Source organism: Vasconcelosia minhoensis LEGE 07310 (assembly GCF_015207255.1).
Lineage (GTDB): Bacteria > Cyanobacteriota > Cyanobacteriia > Phormidesmidales > Phormidesmidaceae > Vasconcelosia > Vasconcelosia minhoensis.
Genome location: NZ_JADEXG010000001.1, coordinates 190,649 through 207,978, shown reverse-complemented (window position 1 = coordinate 207,978; position 17,330 = coordinate 190,649). Strand labels below are relative to the sequence as shown.

12 protein-coding genes and 3 pseudogenes are annotated in these 17,330 nt (G+C 51.8%); 7 read left to right on the top strand and 8 right to left on the bottom strand.

Annotated elements, in window-relative coordinates; all coding sequences use genetic code 11:
* Positions 1 to 1,016: 1,016 nt before the first annotated feature.
* The 3 genes and pseudogenes from IQ241_RS01005 to IQ241_RS00995 all read left to right on the top strand — a co-directional run.
* Entirely contained in the window at positions 1,017 to 2,885 is a 1,869-nt protein-coding gene (locus IQ241_RS01005) for a dynamin family protein (protein WP_193904530.1), read from the top strand.
* 116 nt (positions 2,886 to 3,001) lie between these two features.
* Entirely contained in the window at positions 3,002 to 3,472 is a 471-nt protein-coding gene (locus IQ241_RS01000) for a helix-turn-helix domain-containing protein (RefSeq protein WP_193904529.1), read from the top strand.
* Positions 3,457 to 4,062, top strand: a pseudogene (locus tag IQ241_RS00995) (transposase); the annotation flags it as partial. The gene IQ241_RS01000 and the pseudogene IQ241_RS00995, both read left to right, overlap by 16 nt.
* A gap of 12 nt (positions 4,063 to 4,074) precedes the next feature.
* On the opposite strand, the gene IQ241_RS00990 reads toward IQ241_RS00995, so the two are convergent.
* The 3 genes from IQ241_RS00990 to IQ241_RS00980 all read right to left on the bottom strand — a co-directional run bounded on the left by IQ241_RS00990 (position 4,075) and on the right by IQ241_RS00980 (position 9,171).
* Positions 4,075 to 5,886, bottom strand: a complete 1,812-nt coding sequence (locus tag IQ241_RS00990) for a dynamin family protein (protein ID WP_193904528.1) — start codon at positions 5,884 to 5,886, stop codon at positions 4,075 to 4,077.
* A 175-nt stretch (positions 5,887 to 6,061) separates the two neighbouring features.
* On the bottom strand, positions 6,062 to 7,039 hold the full coding sequence (locus tag IQ241_RS00985; RefSeq protein ID WP_193904527.1) for a M48 family metallopeptidase: 978 nt from the start codon (positions 7,037 to 7,039) through the stop codon (positions 6,062 to 6,064).
* Complete coding sequence (locus IQ241_RS00980) at positions 7,039 to 9,171, bottom strand: dynamin family protein (RefSeq protein ID WP_322743528.1); 2,133 nt, start codon at positions 9,169 to 9,171, stop codon at positions 7,039 to 7,041. Before IQ241_RS00980 ends, IQ241_RS00985 begins: the two co-directional genes overlap by 1 nt.
* Before the next feature lie 726 nt (positions 9,172 to 9,897).
* On the opposite strand from IQ241_RS00980, the gene IQ241_RS00975 reads away from it, so the two are divergent.
* Positions 9,898 to 10,488: a zinc-ribbon domain-containing protein gene (locus tag IQ241_RS00975; RefSeq protein WP_193904526.1), complete on the top strand. Its 591-nt coding sequence runs from the start codon at positions 9,898 to 9,900 to the stop codon at positions 10,486 to 10,488.
* Positions 10,489 to 10,702: 214 nt separating this feature from the next.
* A complete protein-coding gene (locus IQ241_RS00970; RefSeq protein ID WP_390622408.1) occupies positions 10,703 to 11,944 on the top strand; it encodes an ISAs1 family transposase in 1,242 nt (413 codons plus the stop codon).
* Between the two features lie 647 nt (positions 11,945 to 12,591).
* On the opposite strand, the gene IQ241_RS25285 is transcribed toward IQ241_RS00970, so the two are convergent.
* The 5 genes and pseudogenes from IQ241_RS25285 to IQ241_RS00945 all read right to left on the bottom strand — a co-directional run bounded on the left by IQ241_RS25285 (position 12,592) and on the right by IQ241_RS00945 (position 15,554).
* The gene (locus IQ241_RS25285) at positions 12,592 to 12,804 is read right to left on the bottom strand and encodes a hypothetical protein (RefSeq protein WP_228021252.1); all 213 of its coding nucleotides are present in this window, start codon (positions 12,802 to 12,804) and stop codon (positions 12,592 to 12,594) included.
* Between the two features lie 26 nt (positions 12,805 to 12,830).
* Positions 12,831 to 13,322 carry a type II toxin-antitoxin system VapC family toxin gene (locus tag IQ241_RS00960; protein ID WP_193904525.1) on the bottom strand — a complete coding sequence of 164 codons (492 nt, stop codon included), beginning with the start codon at positions 13,320 to 13,322 and terminating at the stop codon, positions 12,831 to 12,833.
* Positions 13,319 to 13,609 carry a hypothetical protein gene (locus tag IQ241_RS00955; protein ID WP_390622407.1) on the bottom strand — a complete coding sequence of 97 codons (291 nt, stop codon included), beginning with the start codon at positions 13,607 to 13,609 and terminating at the stop codon, positions 13,319 to 13,321. The genes IQ241_RS00960 and IQ241_RS00955 overlap by 4 nt, the downstream gene beginning before the upstream one ends.
* Before the next feature lie 141 nt (positions 13,610 to 13,750).
* A pseudogene (locus IQ241_RS26260) lies at positions 13,751 to 14,665 on the bottom strand (Rpn family recombination-promoting nuclease/putative transposase).
* Positions 14,666 to 14,832: 167 nt separating this feature from the next.
* Positions 14,833 to 15,554, bottom strand: a pseudogene (locus IQ241_RS00945) (Uma2 family endonuclease).
* Between the two features lie 182 nt (positions 15,555 to 15,736).
* On the opposite strand from IQ241_RS00945, the gene IQ241_RS00940 reads away from it, so the two are divergent.
* A complete protein-coding gene (locus IQ241_RS00940) occupies positions 15,737 to 16,627 on the top strand; it encodes a S1C family serine protease (protein ID WP_193904523.1) in 891 nt (296 codons plus the stop codon).
* Positions 16,628 to 16,654: 27 nt separating this feature from the next.
* A complete protein-coding gene (locus IQ241_RS00935; protein ID WP_228021247.1) occupies positions 16,655 to 17,296 on the top strand; it encodes a helix-turn-helix transcriptional regulator in 642 nt (213 codons plus the stop codon).
* Positions 17,297 to 17,330 lie beyond the last annotated feature (34 nt).

Here is a 17,330-nt window from a genome sequence, read left to right as displayed (position 1 = left end):
CAAGTTGAACTATTTCAACACAGACTCAACGACGACCCGATTGCTCTTTCTCAACGCCTTTGGGTCTCGACTCAGCTCGACCCTGTTGTCGAAAAACTCCGGGTCTCTTCCTAGACGCGGTTTAAACGATATCTGGCCGTTACAGAGCAGCAATTCCAAGTTCCAAACTACGGATATCCGAAACCCTTGATTTGTCGTTCGCCTCAAATCATAGTCAAATCAGGCTAGCGAGTCTGAGCAGCTGAAACCCACTAAACTTATTCCCAATTGGGGCAAAGTGTATCTCATGGTTCGCTTATTTATTTTAGTGGTTCGCTAAATTCTGAAAACGCCACATGTAGCGTAAAGCTGATTACATTTTCCTCATGACTTCCTGAGACGCCATATGGCAAGAGAAGACTCATGGGTTAGAACATTTGTCAATAGACCGGAAAGCCATTGCTTTCGTGGTATTTCTGAATCTCAAATTATTTTGAGCGAACCATAAGAGAGGGCCTCTATGGCGAAATTTGGGTGGAACCTGCTTGATACAATTTCTTATGTAACAGGACAAGAGCCGGGCGTTACATAAGAAAACGAGGAAAAAAGCGCGCCGGTGTGAATCAGCCCGCTCCGCCTCCGGGACTTCACTGCTGTGTGGCGGTGGTGATGTACTCATTATGAAACATCGGCACGGATAGCGCGTTGGCAGAGCCTCTCCTGCAGAGAATCGCGGTCTCGGAGGAACTTGCGATCGCGGCCTGGCTAAAAGCCCTCCTATTTCGTTGAAGCCAGTTTTTGAAGCCAGTTTCCAAATTCTATATGGAATACGAAAATTGCTTCGGGCTGGGCTGGCCTGGATAGGGAAAAAGGCCCCTCGCCGTAGTTCCACAGGCTAGGGGCTGTGTCACTTTGTTTTGCCGCCCGAGACATGACCGGCCTGGGGGATGGGGTGTATAGTAAATGACAACTTAAATCGTTCGATTGTCTGTGCACAGTTAGTAAAAGCCGCAAAAGTTCTAGCCGTTGAAGCTGTCATGACTCAAACTCCTGCCTCGTTTATTGACTACAAGCGAACCCTATTCGCGATCGCAAGCGACCTAAAGCGTCTGCAATATTTTGCTGAGAAGCTCGGCCTCGAAAATTCGTTCCAGCTGCTGAGTGAGGTGCTAAGACGAATTCAAACGGATTCCTTTTCCGTTGCGGTGGTTGGAGAGTTCAAGCGCGGCAAGAGTACCTTTATTAATGCGCTACTGGGCCAGGAAATTTTGCCCTCAGACATTTTACCTTGCTCTGCAACCATAAACCGCGTTTCCTACGGACTAAGACCCCTAGTAAAAGTTCGGTTTAACGACGCTAGAGAGGAAGAGGTCGCGATTGAGCAGCTTGCAGACTACGTTACCAAGCTAACGGCGGAGTCGGAGGTGACAGCTGCTTCAGTTAAGGAAGCTGTAGTCTACTACCCAATCCATTTCTGTCAAAATAACATTGATCTAATTGATACGCCGGGGCTAAGCGATGAAGAAAGCATGACAAAGGTGACGCTCTCGGTTCTGCCCCAGGTTGACGCCGCGATTATGGTCATTCTCGCCCAGTCACCTTTCTCTGAGGTTGAACGGGCCTTTCTTGAAGACAAGCTGTTAACCACCGATCTGGGTCGCGTCATCTTTGTGGTTACGGGTATCGATCTTCTAAATTCTTCGGAAGATGCCGACCGAATTGTTCAGCTTGTCAGAGAGCGTATTGAGACTCATGTTTTACAGCGATGCGAACAACAGTTTGGGAAGGATTCGCAGCAGTATAAGGACTACCTAAAAAAGGTCGGTACGCTCAAAGTTTTCGGTCTTTCAGCCTATCAAGCTTTGCAGGCTAAATCAAATCATGATACTGATCTTCTTGCTCGGAGTCGGTTTTCTGAATTTGAAGCCGCTTTAGAGAGGTTCTTACTGCAAGAGCGTGGAACCATTAGCTTGCAGGTGCCTATTAACCGGATTATTTCTTCGACGGGGGAAATTATCGAAACAATCAGTGCTCAGCAGTCTGCTCTGCAAAGAAGGCAGGAAGCAGTCAATATAGCCTATGAAACGGCTGCTGCTGAGATTACGAATCTACAGCAAGGAAAGCAAGCGCAAAAACAGCGCGCCAATAGTACTTTTGAAGGGGTTAAGCAACGCATTCGTCCTTTATTGGATCAGTTAGATAGCGCACTTAAGCAAGCTGCTGTGCAGGCAATTTTATCGTGTCCGATTGCGGACGCTGACTTTGCTGACTCACAGCTGTCAGTAAGTATGAGCAAGTTAGACCAAAAAGTTACTGATGACATAGAAAGAGCCAGCCGAATACTTGCAGGCAGAATCCAAAGCGAAATTCGTAAAGGGCTAATGGAAGACGGCGATCGCGACTCGGCTTTAGGTAATGAAATTTCTCAGCTCCTAAACGGCACAGGCATTCAGCTCATTCATATTTCTCGCCTGCTTAAGGCTGCTATTACTCAAGGACGAGTAGCTTGGCGAGTTGGCTACAGTGCCAAAAGCGGTATTGATGGCTGGCTAACTTCTAACTTTATGGATGGTGAGTTAGGAAAAAACTTTAAATCAGGCTATCAAAAAGCCATTGAGGAGGAAATTGAAAAGCAGCTACGGCTAAACTCTCAGCTCCGTCAAAAACTTGCTAGCTATGTCTATGGCAATCTTGATGCAATCAAGGCCAAGCGTCATCAGGAAATTGAGCTGATGAGAAACGAACCTCAAAGCAGTCTGGCAGAGTTTCAGCTTCGGCGTGAACGAGATGCGATCGCGATTGAGATCGAGCGTCAAAAACTTGATGAAATAAGCACTGAAACCCAAAGGATTCAGTGTACCGCTCGAGAGCTGTCTGAGCAACTTCTACAAGTTATAGGTTGGTAAGTAAAGAGCAATTTTTCGGAGGTCTTCAAATTACAAAATTCAGGAATAATGCCATCTAAGTAGAGTAGCCTAATATTCTGTAAGTTAGGGATAGTCCTATATAGCGTCGACGAGCCATGCCAGCCCCCCTGCGAGTTACCCTGAGTGCCCCTGAGGCAGCCACCTTAAGCGAGCTACGAAAAGCTAGCAGCGTGCCCTACCGAGTGCGCGACCGGGCTCACGTGCTATTGCTCAACGGCGACGGCTGGAGCGCCCCGGCCATCGCCGAGATCATGAACTGCCACGAGCATACGGTCCGTGCGGCGATTAAGCAGTGGATACAGGTCGGACTCTATGGGCTGTGGGAAAAGCCAGGGCGAGGCAAAAAGCCGACCTGGAGCCCGTCAGACCTAGCGTATCTAGAGCAATGCCTGAACGAAGAAGCGCGTCCCTATAACAGTAAGCAGCTCGCGGCTAAGCTATGGCAGGAGCGGCAGGTTAAGCTCAGCGCAGACCGGATTCGTAAGCTGCTAAAAAAAAAGGCTATCGCTGGAAGCGCACCCGACAAAGTCATCGCCAGCGTCAAAACGCCGAGGTCAAAGCCCTAGCCGCGGCGCAGCTGATTGAGCTAGAAGCCCTAGCCGCGGCTGGCCAGATTGTGCTTAAGCATCTCGATGAGACCGGCTGCTGTCAATGGACGCCTGAGAGCTACAGCTACAGTCGGGTGGGGCAGCAGAAGCGCTTTGAGCAAACCTCGCGCCGGGGCCAGCGAGTGAGCATCTTGGGAGTATGGGAACCGGATGAGTGCTTCGAGTATGCCTTAGCGGTGGGCGGCTTTGACGCCGAGCGCTACTTGGTGGTGATGGGCTGGCTAGCGTCCAAAGCGGCCAAGACCTTTGCCGAAACTGGGCGGCTGACCTTTATTGTGCAAGACAACTGCCCCGTCCATAAGAGCAAAGTCGTTCAGCAGGCTTGGCTGAGGTGGCGAGCTCAAGGGCTGTTCGTGCTATTCCTGCCGCCTTACTGCTCTGAGCTCAATCCGATTGAAGGTCAGTGGCATCAGCTTAAAACCCATGAGCTGGCAGGCCGCATGTTCGAGTATGAAGATGAGCTCGCTGAGGCTATCGTCGATGGCATGATGGACCGCAGCGTAAAGGGCGGTTACAGCCTAGACCGTTTTATACTTGATTACGCCTAGCTACTTACATGATTATCGACACTGGCTGCTCACCTCCTCAAGCCTGTCCTCAGACCAAAGCTTCTGCTTGAACGATTTCAAAAACGAGCGGGTGTCTCCCAGCAACAATAAAGCGTTCTTTAACCCTTCATCTGTACTAGCTCTCTTTTTCTCCCCTTGGGTCGATAGCTCTTGCGCTTGGCGCAGGGCTGAGAGTGAGGCATCTATCTCTTGCTGATAGATGCTTTCTACTTGCTTTTCAAGCTGGTTGGCGATGTTGCTATAGAGCGATCGCACTTCCTGAATCGTCGAAGCTCTTAGCTCTGGTAGGGCGGCTTCAAGTCTTTTTTGAAAAGCAGTAGCCTGCTGGGTGCTTCCAGAGTCCCTAGCCTGGTGAGAAAAGAGATCAGCGAAAAGCTTAAGCGGCGTATAGTCCATAATCAGCTGAAAGGTATCGAGATTAGTCCAGGGCAGATCGCCAAACGTGGCCTGGGCTACCTCTGCTCCTGATTGGCCGATGTCGGTGAGCTGTAAATCTTGGACAATGGCTTTTTTGGCTCGGTCAGCACTTTCCAGGAAAGTTGGGCGATGCGTGTTCAGGCACTGGTTAATGGCGTTACGGATTGAATCAGTCAGAAAGAAGTGGTAATGGCGCTGCAGGTCATCCGGCTTGAAGCTTGGGATGGCGGCGATCGCTTCAGTTTCCAGACGAGTCACGAACTCCTTCATCCAGGAGCAGGCTTGCTGGCTGATCTGACTAATTTCCATACTCATCGCCTGCTGGTGCTGGCCGATTTGGTCATACAGCTCTGAGGATTGATTTTCGTACTGGGCAATTGCCTGAGAAAGCCGCAGCTGATCCGTCTGCAACGCTTTTTGTAGGAGCCTAATATGCGCTTCAAAGGCCGTCAGCATCTGCTCCAGGCGATCGCCCGCCCGATCCAGCTGGATTAGATCGCGGTTTAGGAGAATCGAATCCTCTAGGCCGTCGCGAAATGCCTTAAACTGCGCCTCTAGCGCTGAGGCGCGGTCCGGATTGGGCCGGGGCAGCGATCGCAGGCAGCAAAACTCATCGAGGGCACTTAAGCCAAAGGTACGAGCGTTGGGAAACAGATGACTGACCTTCGCCTGAATGGCAGTAAGCGATCGCTCAGCTTCGCGATCGCTCCGAGCAAAATCCATCATGTTGGCTAGAAAAAAGACCTTGGGAAAATCCTGAGGTAGCAGGGATGCTCGCAGAAAATCTTGCTCAGAACTCGACAGCGGCGATAGGGTTGAGACGACAAATAGAACCGCGTCGGCCTTGGTGAGATAGTCGTGAACCTGGCGATCGAACTGCTTGAAAATATCTCCGGTCCCTGGCGTGTCCACAAGGCATAGGCCCTGCAGCCACTCAATCGGGGCCTCAATCCGCAGATGGCTCACCTCGGACAGCTGCTCGATTAGGGGCGCGAGCTTCTCTGCTGAGAGCTCTTCCGGTTCGAGGCTGACCTGTCCCCCGTCTGCCAGGCAAATCACGATCTTGTCTTCAGGGCCGTACTGAATCTGATTGATCGTAATCGTCTCTGGCGTGACGTTGGTCGTCACAATCGGCTGACCCAGCAGCGCGTTGATCAGCGTAGACTTGCCGCGTTTGAAATCGCCAATCACGACTAGCGAAAAATTAGAGCTAAGCCGCTCTTGAATCTGATTAGCCTGCCCCCGGAGCTGCCGGAGCAGCTGATTTCCTAACGCGTCGCGAATTTTCTCAGCCTGGACCAGACTCGAAAAGTGGTCGAGGGTTTCAAGAAACTGTTGGCGCAGCAATGAGAGATCGTATAGAACGACTTTTGCAGAAGTTTCCATAGGGCGACGGGTAAATGCAGTTCAAATAGCTTACAACTCTGCACGCCCCCCAAACCTCCCAATTCTGGGAGGCTTTGAGCTCAGAACCTCCCAAAGTTGGGGGGCAGGGGGGCGCATAAGAAGGTTTAACAATATTGAATCTCTCTCAAAAGAAATTGGCCTTATCTATTGAAAATCAAGCGGAAGCCTGATAGCCCTGAGCCATCACGCGAATAAACTGCTCGCACTGCTCGTCAATTTCTGCTTTGCTTCGAACCGGACTCGTAGAGCGCATCTCGGGTCGCCATGAAGGCAGTACGTCGCAGTCGGCAAACAGACGGATGGCTTCAATCCGCTTATGCGTGAGCGGATGACTCCGGGTGAGCTCAAGCAGGCGAACGGGCGTAGACTGCACCTGACGGATTTGCTTCAGGTACTCCTGAATATTAATCCCTTTCAGAGGCTCTACGCCTCCCGTTGCCAACTTAGCCAAGGCCACTTGAGCCTTAGTCAGGTCGCCGCAGCAGATCAGGCCCGCGCGATCGCAGGTTACTTCTGCACATCGGCTCCAGCGCATCATAAATAGCAACAGCCCGCCCTGAAGTACGAATCTGAGCGCTCCCAAGGCTGGGACCGCCTGGAAAGCAACGGTTGCCAGAGAATTAGTCATCAGCTCCACGGCGGTGTTGTAAACCGAATGGAGATTGTGAATATGGCCGCATTCGTGACCGATCACGAACTTCAGCTCCAGCGGTTCAAACGCCTCGACCAGCGCGCTGGAGAGGACGACCATTGGAGCCACATCATCAGTGGCGATCGTGTAGGCATTCAGCATCGGCGAGTAGTAGACAAAAATTTGAGGAACGCCGATGCCCAGCTGACGGGCGCAGTCTTCACCCAGCGCATAGATTTCAGGATACTGCTGCGGCCCCACTGCTACCCCATTCATCTGCTGAAGCTGCTTCTGGAGAGGTACGATCATTGCTACCAGCGACTGCGAGATCGCTCTGACCGGCCCCATTGCGGCCAACTGTTGGCGCAGCTGCTGATCCAGCGAAAACGCATAGTCGGGAATGCCGCCAACCAGGTGAGCCGATAGCTCGCGATCGCGCGAGTCTACATAGTTGGCAAAGCTTAAGTCGATCGCGGTTGTAGGATTAGTTACAGACATCATTACACACTCATAATTTCAACCAGCTGATTGGATAGCCGCTGGGCGTTGCCCAAGATCTTTTGAGTTTCTGTATGCATTTCACCGAGCTCTTTGCGCTCAGCTTCGGTCAGCGTTTCGTCTCGCTCTCGCTTGCCGCGCAGCTCAGCCAGCGTCTGTTGGGTATTGTCTAACAACGACTCGACCTCCTGGTGCAGTTTTTGTTTGAGCGCTGTGAAAGAAGTAGAAATGTAATCATCAACTTTGTGCTCAACTCGATTATCTCTAAGCTGCTTTTCAATCTCTTCTAGCACTTTGGCTTTATAGTCTGTCTTGAAATGGTCCACTCGGTCTTTGCCAGAAATGAGCCTGGCTGACCACTTTCCAGTAAAAATAGAGGTGATGCCAACAGCAATTAAAGCAGGCCAAGTTAAGGGCAACCCAAGCGCTGCAATCAGCATGCCCGCGCCAAAGTATGTCCCTATACTGGCAGCTGTACCAATAGCAGCTCCCTTGATACCCCCTTCGCGGTACCCTGACCAGAGACCGCCAAAACCTGTCATTAAAGATACCGCAGCGGTCACGCCTTCACCGGCTGCGCTCCTTTTCCGAGCGGTCTCTGCTTCTATCTGAATGAACTGCATCTCAATCCGACTAAGGACCTGATCGACAGAGGTCGTGAAATCTCGCAGACGGTCGACTTCCGCCGCTAAACCTTGTTGAATATCAGACTGAATCTTATCCGCTAATTTTTGACTTGCAGCCTGAACCTGATCCGAAATCGTCCGAGCCAGCTTTTCACTCAGCGCTTTCTTATTGTTTAGGTCCTTGGGTGTAATGACCATGCCATCAATGGTCTGCTCAGCAGTTCGTTTCAGGTCATATTCAAGCTGGCTGATGAGCGGCTGTACGCGTTGCTTTATACCCTGTGCAGCAGCATCAATTCGGTGCATTTCCTGCTGTTTCCGCTGGCGCAGTTCTGAAATATCCGCTACGGAGGCCTCATAAGCTTTGCTAAATTCTTCCAACTTCATTTCCAGCGCGTTTTCTCGGATGCTGATGGTTTTGATAATTTCTGCGGCTGACGCGATCGCGCGATTGACCGGTACCTGCAGAAAGATTGCCCCTCGGTCTTGCGTCAGAAACTGCTCTAAAGCGGTTTCAAACTCAGCAAAGCGGCTTTGAGCGAGCAGGGCGATATCGTTGGTTTGTTTAGCTGTCAGAGCCTGGTAGGCGGATAGGCCAAATACCCTCGGTTTGCCAATCTTTTTGATATAGAGCTTAAACTCTTCGGAGTCTTCACCAAACTGCTCCTGAGCTCGCTTGAGGACGTATTCCTTGATCCGCTCCTCGACGTGCCTGACAATCTTTTCGCCATCCTCCGGTGTATTGGAGCGGTCAATTGCGGTGACGACGAAGATAATCCGACCGAGGTCACTGGTTAGCAGCTTATTTTCTAGAAAATCTCGTTCATATTCGGAAAGGGGGGACTGAGCCAAAATCACGAGGATAGCCGCATCGACCTGAGGCAAAACGGAGAGGGTGACGTCCGTCATGCTCTGGTCGTCGTTTAGACCTGGTGTATCGATGATGTCGACATTGTTTTGACAGTAGTGAACCGGGTAGTAGACGGTCGCCTCTTTCACATCGGCGGCGGTGGACTCAGATTCTGGCGTCAGCTTGGTAACGTAATTCGCTAGCTGGTCGATCTGCACCTCATCCTCTCGGCCATCTTTGAAATTAACTTTTACTAAGGGCTTCAGACCATAGGTCACCCGATTCAAGGTGGCGGAACAGGGCAGAATATCGGAGGGCAGAATATCTTGACCTAGCAACGCGTTGATAAAGGTGCTTTTACCGCGCTTAAACTCTCCTACTACCGCGATTGAAAAAGAGTCGGCTTCAAGCCGTCTTAAAACGTCGTCGATCAGCTCGATTGACTTATCGAGACTGAGCTTTTTAGAAAAATTTCTTAACCGTTTAAGGTCGCTGACCAACGCGATTAAAACGCGTTTATAGTCAATAAAGGTGGGCGCAAACGGAAGATTATGCTCAAGCGCAGCTGAGCTTTCTGTAATTTCTGAGTCAATTGGCTCTTGGTTCTCTAAAACGTCTGTAGCAGGCTGCTGATTGACGGTTTGGGTTAAATCTTTCACTTTCAAGTCCTCTATTAAGTTATAAGTCAGGTTATACGAACGTTCATGTAATGTGGATTAGACAAAATCGGAACTGTAATATTACTTAACCAAAGCAGGCCATAGAGGCATTATAATCTGATAATTTTAGGACAAAGCTGTTGATTTTTAGCGAAGTTAACAGTATTTTTAGATTTAATTTCTTATTAACCTGCTAATAGTATGGTGTGGCCTTACAAAGATTCGGAGGGGTTAGAAATGGCTGAAATGAGCAGGTTTGGCTAGGCCAGAGACAAGCTTATTCCTTCAGCCGTCGATTGGCCTACAGAAGGCCGCTAGGGAGTGGTATAGCGCGATCGCAGATTTCGCCGTCATGTTCTGAGTTAAAGCAGTGACGATGAGTGAGCTAGCTGACTTTAAAAGTTAAGTCAGAGATTGATGACGAATTTTATGAAGGAGTTGTGAAGTGCCTTTATTGGTTGGTTGTTTGGATTAGCTGAAACTATCTAATTTGGAATGATATTTAATGAAAATAGATACTCAAGTACGCAGGGCTGTTTTATTCTAAATTACGACTTTGGCGTATTGACGAGGATACGTTGCTTCAGGCTTCTAAGGTTGTAGGCTTCCAATAGCTGAAAGCCGGAGAACCCGTTACCCAGATCTAGCCATATCTAGAATGAAATGACCCTGCTCAAGTACGCCCCCCTGACCCCCAATTCTAGGGGGTTCTGAGATAGATAAACGATGAGTGAAACAAAAAAATATCAGGCTTCCAATCTCAACTTAGACAGCCTCGTGCAGGCTGTTAAAGACTGGCTACAGTCACAGAACTTTACCGTTCAGAGTCAGAACGTCCACGGCGGGGGAAAGCTGATCCAGGCTCGCCAAGAGCAGCTTTGGCGCAACGCGACCGGGATGGCTTCAGCGCTGAATATCGTGCTGCGGCAGGAGAATAGCGACCTATTTGTCGAGATTGGTACTGGAAAATGGTCTGAGAATATTGACAAAGCGATCGCGACGACAGTTGGCATATTTTTCCTCTGGCCATTTATGGCTACGGCGGCTGTGGGCTTCTGGAAGCAAAACCAGGTGCCAAAGCGAACGTTTGAATTTATTGAGCAGTTCATCGACACCGACGGCGAAAATTCGGCTGAGCTAATCCAGACTGAGATTTCTAATTTTGAGTCGCTTCAGTCTCAGTCAGATAAAGTATCGGCTGAACCTGTCAGTGCCGGGACGATTTCCAACCGGTCGTATCAGTTCTGCGCCAGCTGCGGCGAAACGTTGCCTGAGGGGGCTCGGTTTTGCTCGAACTGTGGGGCTAAGATTGAGTGATGTAATGAAAAAGGTTCCGGGTATCAACTTAAAGCGGGAAAGGCTTCCTCAGGAGGGATGTAACAATGAGCACATGATGGTGCGGCCATAAAAAAAGCTCTGCGGCGAAGCCCAGAGCCCTGTATCGTGCTCAGGGCAAGCGCAAGAAAAAGTTTGCCATACTATGCTAGTGAAATTCATAGCTAGTGAAATTCATACTCTACCAGGGACTACCATGGCAAAAGGATTCGGTGCCGAGGCCAATTTGCTTGCGCCTACTAGCCCAACGCCGACGCTAGAGACTGCAACGGATTGCGAGCAGGTAGAGCAAGCGTTGATGACCCACTTCGATGACCTAGAAGACCCGCGCGGAAAGCAAGGAGTGCTGCATCCGTTCATCAGTATCGTGATGATTGGGCTATTGGCGACCATTGGCGGGGCGCAGGGCTGGGACGACATTGAAGTCTATGGCGAAAGTCACCAGCAGTGGTTGACAAGTTTCTTGCCATTGCCCTTCGGCATTCCCCGCGCTGACACCTATCGACGGCTGTTTGAGCGAATCTCGCCCAAGGCGATGGAGCTTAGCTTTAGGGGCTGGTTGAGCACTTTGGTAACTGAACTCGGTGCGCAAGTGGTGCCCATCGATGGCAAAGCCCTCAACGGGTCGTATGACCGCAACGCTGAGCAGAGTGCTTTGCAGGTGGTCAGTGCCTGGGCGAGTGAGCATCGGTTGTTTCTAGGCCAAGTCAAGGTCGATAGCAAGAGCAACGAGATCACGGCTATCCCGGCGTTGCTAGAGCTACTTGACATCGCTGGATGCATCATCACGATTGATGCGATGGGGACTCAGCATGAGATTTCTCGTCAGATTCAGGCCCAGGGGGCAGACTATGTGCTAGCGCTCAAGGCCAATCATCCGACCCTGTTTGGGCAAGTTGAGCAGTGGTTTGCAGCGGCTGATGCCAGCGGCTTTGAAGGCATCGAGCACAGCTTTGACGCCAGCGTTGAGTCAGGCCATCACCGCACCGAGAAGCGGCAAGTCTGGGCGGTTGGGATAGAGCAGATGGGACGCTTGTACAAGCAGTCACAGTGGGCTGGCCTGCAATCGATAGTCAAGGTCACGCGGACGCGTCAGCTGTGGAATAAGACTACCCGAGAGACGATGTTTTACCTGACGTCTCTGCCGCCTCAGGCCGCTCAGGTGGGCCGGGCCATCCGGCAGCACTGGTCGATTGAGAATCAGCTGCACTGGGTACTTGATGTCACCTTTGGCGAAGATGCCAGCCGCATTCGTACGGGCCATGCGCCTGAGAATATGTCGCTGTTGAGGCGCTGGAGTCTCAATCTGCTGAATCAAGAAGTTACTTATAAGCGAAGTACGCGCCAAAAAGCCCGTCGAGCAAGTATGAGCCCCGCCTATATGCTCAAAGTCTTAGAAGCTGCAAAAGCTTTGCCCATTAACACTTCTGGTACCTGAATTTTCTTGCGCTTACCCTGGTATCGTGCTCTTGCAAGATAACTTAGAGCCCGATGAAACTCGCTACTATACGAGAACGCTCTTATCTCATGGTTCGCTTATTTATTTTAGTGGTTCGCTAAATTCTGAAAACGCCACATGTAGCGTAAAGTTGATTACATTTTCCTCATGACTTCCTGAGACGCCATATGGCAAGAGAAGACTCATGGGTTAGAACATTTGTCAATAGACCGGAAAGCCATTGCTTTCGTGGTATTTCTGAATCTCAAATTATTTTGAGCGAACCATAAGTCACTTAGCTCAAAGTCTTTCATTTTCAGGCATTCAAGAGGCTGAGAAGACATGGATAGTGGGATGCCACTATTCGCTTCCTGAGTCTGGCAGTAGCAGCAGTACCCACGATCAGCTTGCTCAACTTGTTCACGTAGGCTAGCTGGTATGTAAGACGACATGGACGCTTAAACAGCGGAGACCTGATGACCTCGCCACTTCAAAATTGAAGCTGCGTGGGCTTTGCGTAGCATGAACTGCTCAGATTCTTTACGCAGGTTGAGCAGTTCTAGCTGTTCAGCCGCTGTCAAAGCATCCTCGCGATGACGATCTAAGAGGCGATCATAACGGAGCATATCAGCGGATGTTTTTCGAGCTTAAGCAATTTTCCACAGCGCTGCATCTGCCAATCGATCCAAGGCAGCCAGACTTGATTGATACTCTTCCGGAACATCCGTCCAGTCGGGGGGGCTACCTACCGTCAAGGCCCGCAAAACGACCGCTTCCAGCGATTGCTGAGTCGCCTCAGCGGTACTGAGTAATCGCTGGTATAGACGCTCAGGGAGCTGTAAGGTGATTGCTTCAGCCATGGCAAGGATAAGGGTCTTCCATTATTTTATAGCAGCTTGGGATCAAAGTCCTTTTCATCTCTAAACTCTGAGGAGGCTGTAGCAATACTACGTGGTTCAATCGCAGTAATTTCTGCAAACCGTTTGAAATCAGCAGTGTTAAACGTAAGCAAATGGGTGATTTGGTGAGCGACCATAGCGGCAACTAATCGAGCATCGTGCGCTTGTTTGCCCATCACACGGTAAGTCGTAACAAGTTGCTCCCATATTGTCAAAATTTCTGGAACATCGGGCTGGAGCACAAATAGCTGCTTGGCCTGAGTCAGTACTTCAGACGCAAGCTCAGTGGATAGCCCTAGCCCGTTGACATTTACGGGTCTTGTCGCAACCACCCAGAACTCATACAGGTTCTGCGGCACAATCATCAGTACCTCACCTTGCGACTGTAGTGATGAGTAGGTATTGCGAGCATAGGGCTGTAGAGAGCTGGTGCTCTGAACCAAGCGGAGCAGAAAATTGGTATCGACCAAATAGCTCACAGCTGGCTATCTTCCCGTTCGCGATAAATACTTTCGCGGCTAATGGCTTCGTCTGACAAAGGCGGCACATTCGCCAGAGCCGGATTATTGCAAAACGTCTCTAGCAGGTTGACCCATTCCTCATTAGCTTCTATTAGGTCAACAGGCTGCTCTGTCTCAGCTAGTAAGTCAGTTTCGATTAAAGAATGCAGGTACTGCTCTACCGACACTCCTTTTGCTGCCGCCTGGACGATCAGCCGGGCTTCCATTTCGGTGCTGAGGTCAAGTTTAACGGTCACAGCGGACATCCTCCTAGCCATCTGTCTTGATTGTAGGTCAGTCTTCTTAATTCCTCAGCAGTCATGACTTCAACCTTGGAAAAAGCCTTTGATTTAGCCCTTGCACCTTCCCCTAGTACAGTTTATGGGGCAAATGCGATCGCGCCTTACTTACGGTGCATGCTCTATCAGCCAAGTCTCCAAATCGGACTGCCTCGAAAAATCTAGCAGTGCTTCTCCCAACGCTTCAAATTGAGCAGTCGAGAGCTGCTGAATTTGCGATCGCGCCGCTTCTGGAATTTCGCCCACTTTGCGGGTGAGCAGACGGAGGATCAGCGATCGCGCTTCCCGCTGACTACCCTGCTCAATGCCCTGCTCCATCCAGCTGGTCACAATTTCCATAATCCCCTCCCACTCAGCTGGCTCTATTCTACCTATCTCCTCTTGGAATACCCGCTCCTCGGGCTGGCTCAGCCGCAGATAGGTATCGACAAAGCCCGAAATCAGCTGCGTCCGAGCTGGGTCCAGCCGTAGAGTCGCTAGCAGCCGCAGGCACTCTACCTTCACCCTCGGGCGCTCCTCAGGGGCAATCTGCATCTTTGCCATCAGGGCAGCGGCGATGGGGTTGCGCTGCTGCAAGAAGTCCCGCCAGCTGAGCCGGTTGAGCTGAATGGCGCGAAAGTTAAACTCGACGACTTTCAGGTCGTCAAACGCGACGCTGTACTAACGGGGCTCTGGCCGATAGGGCTGGTCAAAGGAAAAGACGACCACTGGATAGATACGCTGTCGGAACTTCTGATGCAGCCGAGCGAAGTAGAAAAACATGCGCTGGGCGAAGTCTGACTGGGATGACGCCTGGGCCTCGACATGGATGAGGAAGCCCACGTCCTGACCGGCTAAGCGAACGGCGGCGAGCAGGTCGATGATTTTGGTTTCGCCTGTGGTCAGGTCGGCAAAGTACTCTTGGGGCTGAAAGGCAATGGAGTCGCGGTCGATGGCGTTAGCGACCTGGGGGAGAAACAGCTCAAGGAACTCGACAAAGAAGGTGGCGAGCAGTTCTTTGAAGAGGCGGTCGTGGTCGGTCATAGGAAAAGTCAGTAAGCTGCAAGAATGCCAATGTCCGAAGGCCTATGAACAAGTTGGCTTCCTAAGGGTATGTTTGCTCGCCAGCCGCTAGGGAAATTATCGAAGCTCGGGGCAAAGCGCCAGCCCAGTATCCTAATTACGACGAATAGGAGACGGTCAGGATTTTTTCAGACCTCGTCCGGGTCAATCCCCAGCTCCCGCAGTTTTGTAGCCAGCCGCTCGGCCCGCTGCTTTTCTTGCTCAGCTCGCTCATCGCCCGTCAGCAATAGGTTGGCCTGGCTATCCCACCAGCGCAGCCACGGCAGGAGCTGATTGCCATAGCGTCCCTGCCAGATACCCAGTTCTACACCCATGGGCGGAATCGGATAGTGGCCTCGCTGGTTGGGCTCGCAGCGCTGATAGCGGTTTGCCTTCAGCTCGTATAGCTCGACGGCAGGCTTTTCCACCTCATAGATGGCATAGAAGGGAATCCGAAGCGCCTGCTCGTATACCCAAAACTTTCCGGGTTTATTGTCCTCAGCGGGTGGGGTGCGATCGCGCTCCTCATCTCCGTTCCCAGAGACAAACTCAATAGCAATCAGGGGCGCGACAAACTCCTTCCACAGCACGTAGGAGCGGCGCATTTTGCCATTCAGCAGCGGCGGTACGTTGGGCACATAAAACCAGTCGGGAGCCTCTGCCCCATGCTCGGGGGGGTCCGTCAGCCGCCAGTAGATGCCGCTGTCCTGACCAATGCAGTATTGTGCAGCGCATTCAGAATGGGTCGGATTGAGTCAGTCAGCACAATGCTTTCGGGATGTTCCTGAAAATTTTTCACAAAGGTCCCGTCCGACTCGGGTAGCTGATTGTGATCCGGTAGGGTAAGCGGCTGGGAAGAAGCGAGGGTCATGGGCCTGTGTCACCGTCCAGGACAGATTTATTTTAACCTACGGCTTTGGTTCAACAGGCTTTAGACATTCCTGAGGAGTCTAGCCTCCCTAACCATTCTTCTAGGAATACCGCTACCCGTTTATCTGATGCCGTTAGGCAAAGGTTTCCGGCATCCTGGACGTATCCCATTGGAACCCCGCTATGACTGCTCTATCGGAATTTTCAGATCAGCTTGCAGACCTCATTGCCCAGGCGGCCCCTGCCGTCGTCAACATCCAGGCTCAGCGCTCGGTGCTCAGCGGCGTTCACTGGCGTCCCGGCGTCATCGTCACGACCGTTGATGCCGTTCGCCGTCAGCAGGATGAGGTGACGCTGATGGCGGGTGACGCGATCGCGGCTAAGATCATCGGACAGGACGCGGGCACCGATATTGCCGTGCTCCAAGTCGAGAATTTGGAACTGCCGACGGCTCAGCTGGGAGACTTGGAGACGCTGCGGACGGGACACCTGGTTTTAGCATTAGGCCGCTCCGAGGGCGATCGCATCCGCGCCAGCGCTGGCATCCTAGCTGAGTTAGGGACGGCCTGGCAAAGTTGGACCGGCGGCCATATCGATCGGCTATTGCGACCTGATATTACGCCCTTTCCAGGATTTACCGGAAGCCCGCTGCTCGATAGCCAGGGTCACCTACTGGGGATTAACACCACCTACTCTCGCGGACGTTTTGCGGTGACGATTCCAACCACTACAGTCAACCGCGTGGTGGACCAGCTGCTTCAGCGAGGGCGCGTGGCTCAGGGCTACTTGGGGATTGGTCTCCAGCCGGTAGAGCTGCCCAACAGTCTCAAACAGTCCCTTGATTTGAGTCAGGCCGGCGGCATTTTGATCGTTAGCCTGGAGACCGACGGCCCCGCCGACGGCGCGGGCGTGCTGATGGGCGATATTCTAGTCACGCTGGTAGGAGAACCGATCGAAACGGTTCGAGACCTGCGATCGCAGCTCGCCCCAGACCGGGTCGGCCAGCCCGTGACGGCCCGATTAATTCGCGGCGGCCAGCTGTTGGAACTCTCCCTGACCATTGGAGAACGCTAGCCCGCTTTGCCCGGAGAGGAGGCGATAATGATTCGACTGTTCATCCTCGCGAAGGGGGCAGTAGTGCAAGCAGGACTCTCGGCAATGCTAAGCCGCGAGCCCATCATTCAGATGGTCGGCTGTAGCACCGAGGTCGCCGGGCTGACGGTTTCTCCGCAGCCGCCAGATGTCATTCTGATGGAGTCGGCCCTGCTGTCGGAGGCCGACTGGGAGCAAATGGCGCTGAGCGGGGATGTCGCGATCGCGGTATTGCTAGACGCCGACTCAAGCCTTTCGATCGGCCAGCTGCTGGAACTCGGCATTCGCGGCGTGCTGCCTCAGGAAGTGGCAGCAGAAGAGCTGATTGCGACGGTGAGCGCGATCGCAGCGGGCCTAGTCGTGCTGCATCCCGATATATTAAATCCACTGCCGAACCCGATATCCTCCTCAGATCACTTCCCTAACAATCCGCCAAATCGCGCAATGGCAGACGCCCCGCTGACGTCTCGGGAGCTAGAGGTGCTACAGCTGCTGGCAACGGGCTTGGGGAATCGCGCGATCGCGGCCCAGCTCTGCATCTCTGAACACACGGTCAAGTTTCACATCAGCTCCATTTTCTCCAAGCTCAACGTCAACAGCCGCACCGAAGCCGTTACCTCAGCTATGCGCCAAGGGCTAATTTTGATCTAAGTTATTGAGAATCTAAGCTGTTGAGATGAAAGTC

Coding starts and splice junctions, on each gene's coding strand:
- IQ241_RS00975 (WP_193904526.1), top strand. CDS start 9,898: ATGAGTGAAACAAAAAAATATCAGGCTTCCAATCTCAACTTAGACAGC.
- IQ241_RS01005 (WP_193904530.1), top strand. CDS start 1,017: ATGACTCAAACTCCTGCCTCGTTTATTGACTACAAGCGAACCCTATTC.
- IQ241_RS00985 (WP_193904527.1), bottom strand. CDS start 7,039: ATGATGTCTGTAACTAATCCTACAACCGCGATCGACTTAAGCTTTGCC.
- IQ241_RS01000 (WP_193904529.1), top strand. CDS start 3,002: ATGCCAGCCCCCCTGCGAGTTACCCTGAGTGCCCCTGAGGCAGCCACC.
- IQ241_RS00955 (WP_390622407.1), bottom strand. CDS start 13,609: ATGTCCGCTGTGACCGTTAAACTTGACCTCAGCACCGAAATGGAAGCC.
- IQ241_RS00935 (WP_228021247.1), top strand. CDS start 16,655: ATGATTCGACTGTTCATCCTCGCGAAGGGGGCAGTAGTGCAAGCAGGA.
- IQ241_RS25285 (WP_228021252.1), bottom strand. CDS start 12,804: ATGGCTGAAGCAATCACCTTACAGCTCCCTGAGCGTCTATACCAGCGA.
- IQ241_RS00940 (WP_193904523.1), top strand. CDS start 15,737: ATGACTGCTCTATCGGAATTTTCAGATCAGCTTGCAGACCTCATTGCC.
- IQ241_RS00990 (WP_193904528.1), bottom strand. CDS start 5,886: ATGGAAACTTCTGCAAAAGTCGTTCTATACGATCTCTCATTGCTGCGC.
- IQ241_RS00970 (WP_390622408.1), top strand. CDS start 10,703: ATGGCAAAAGGATTCGGTGCCGAGGCCAATTTGCTTGCGCCTACTAGC.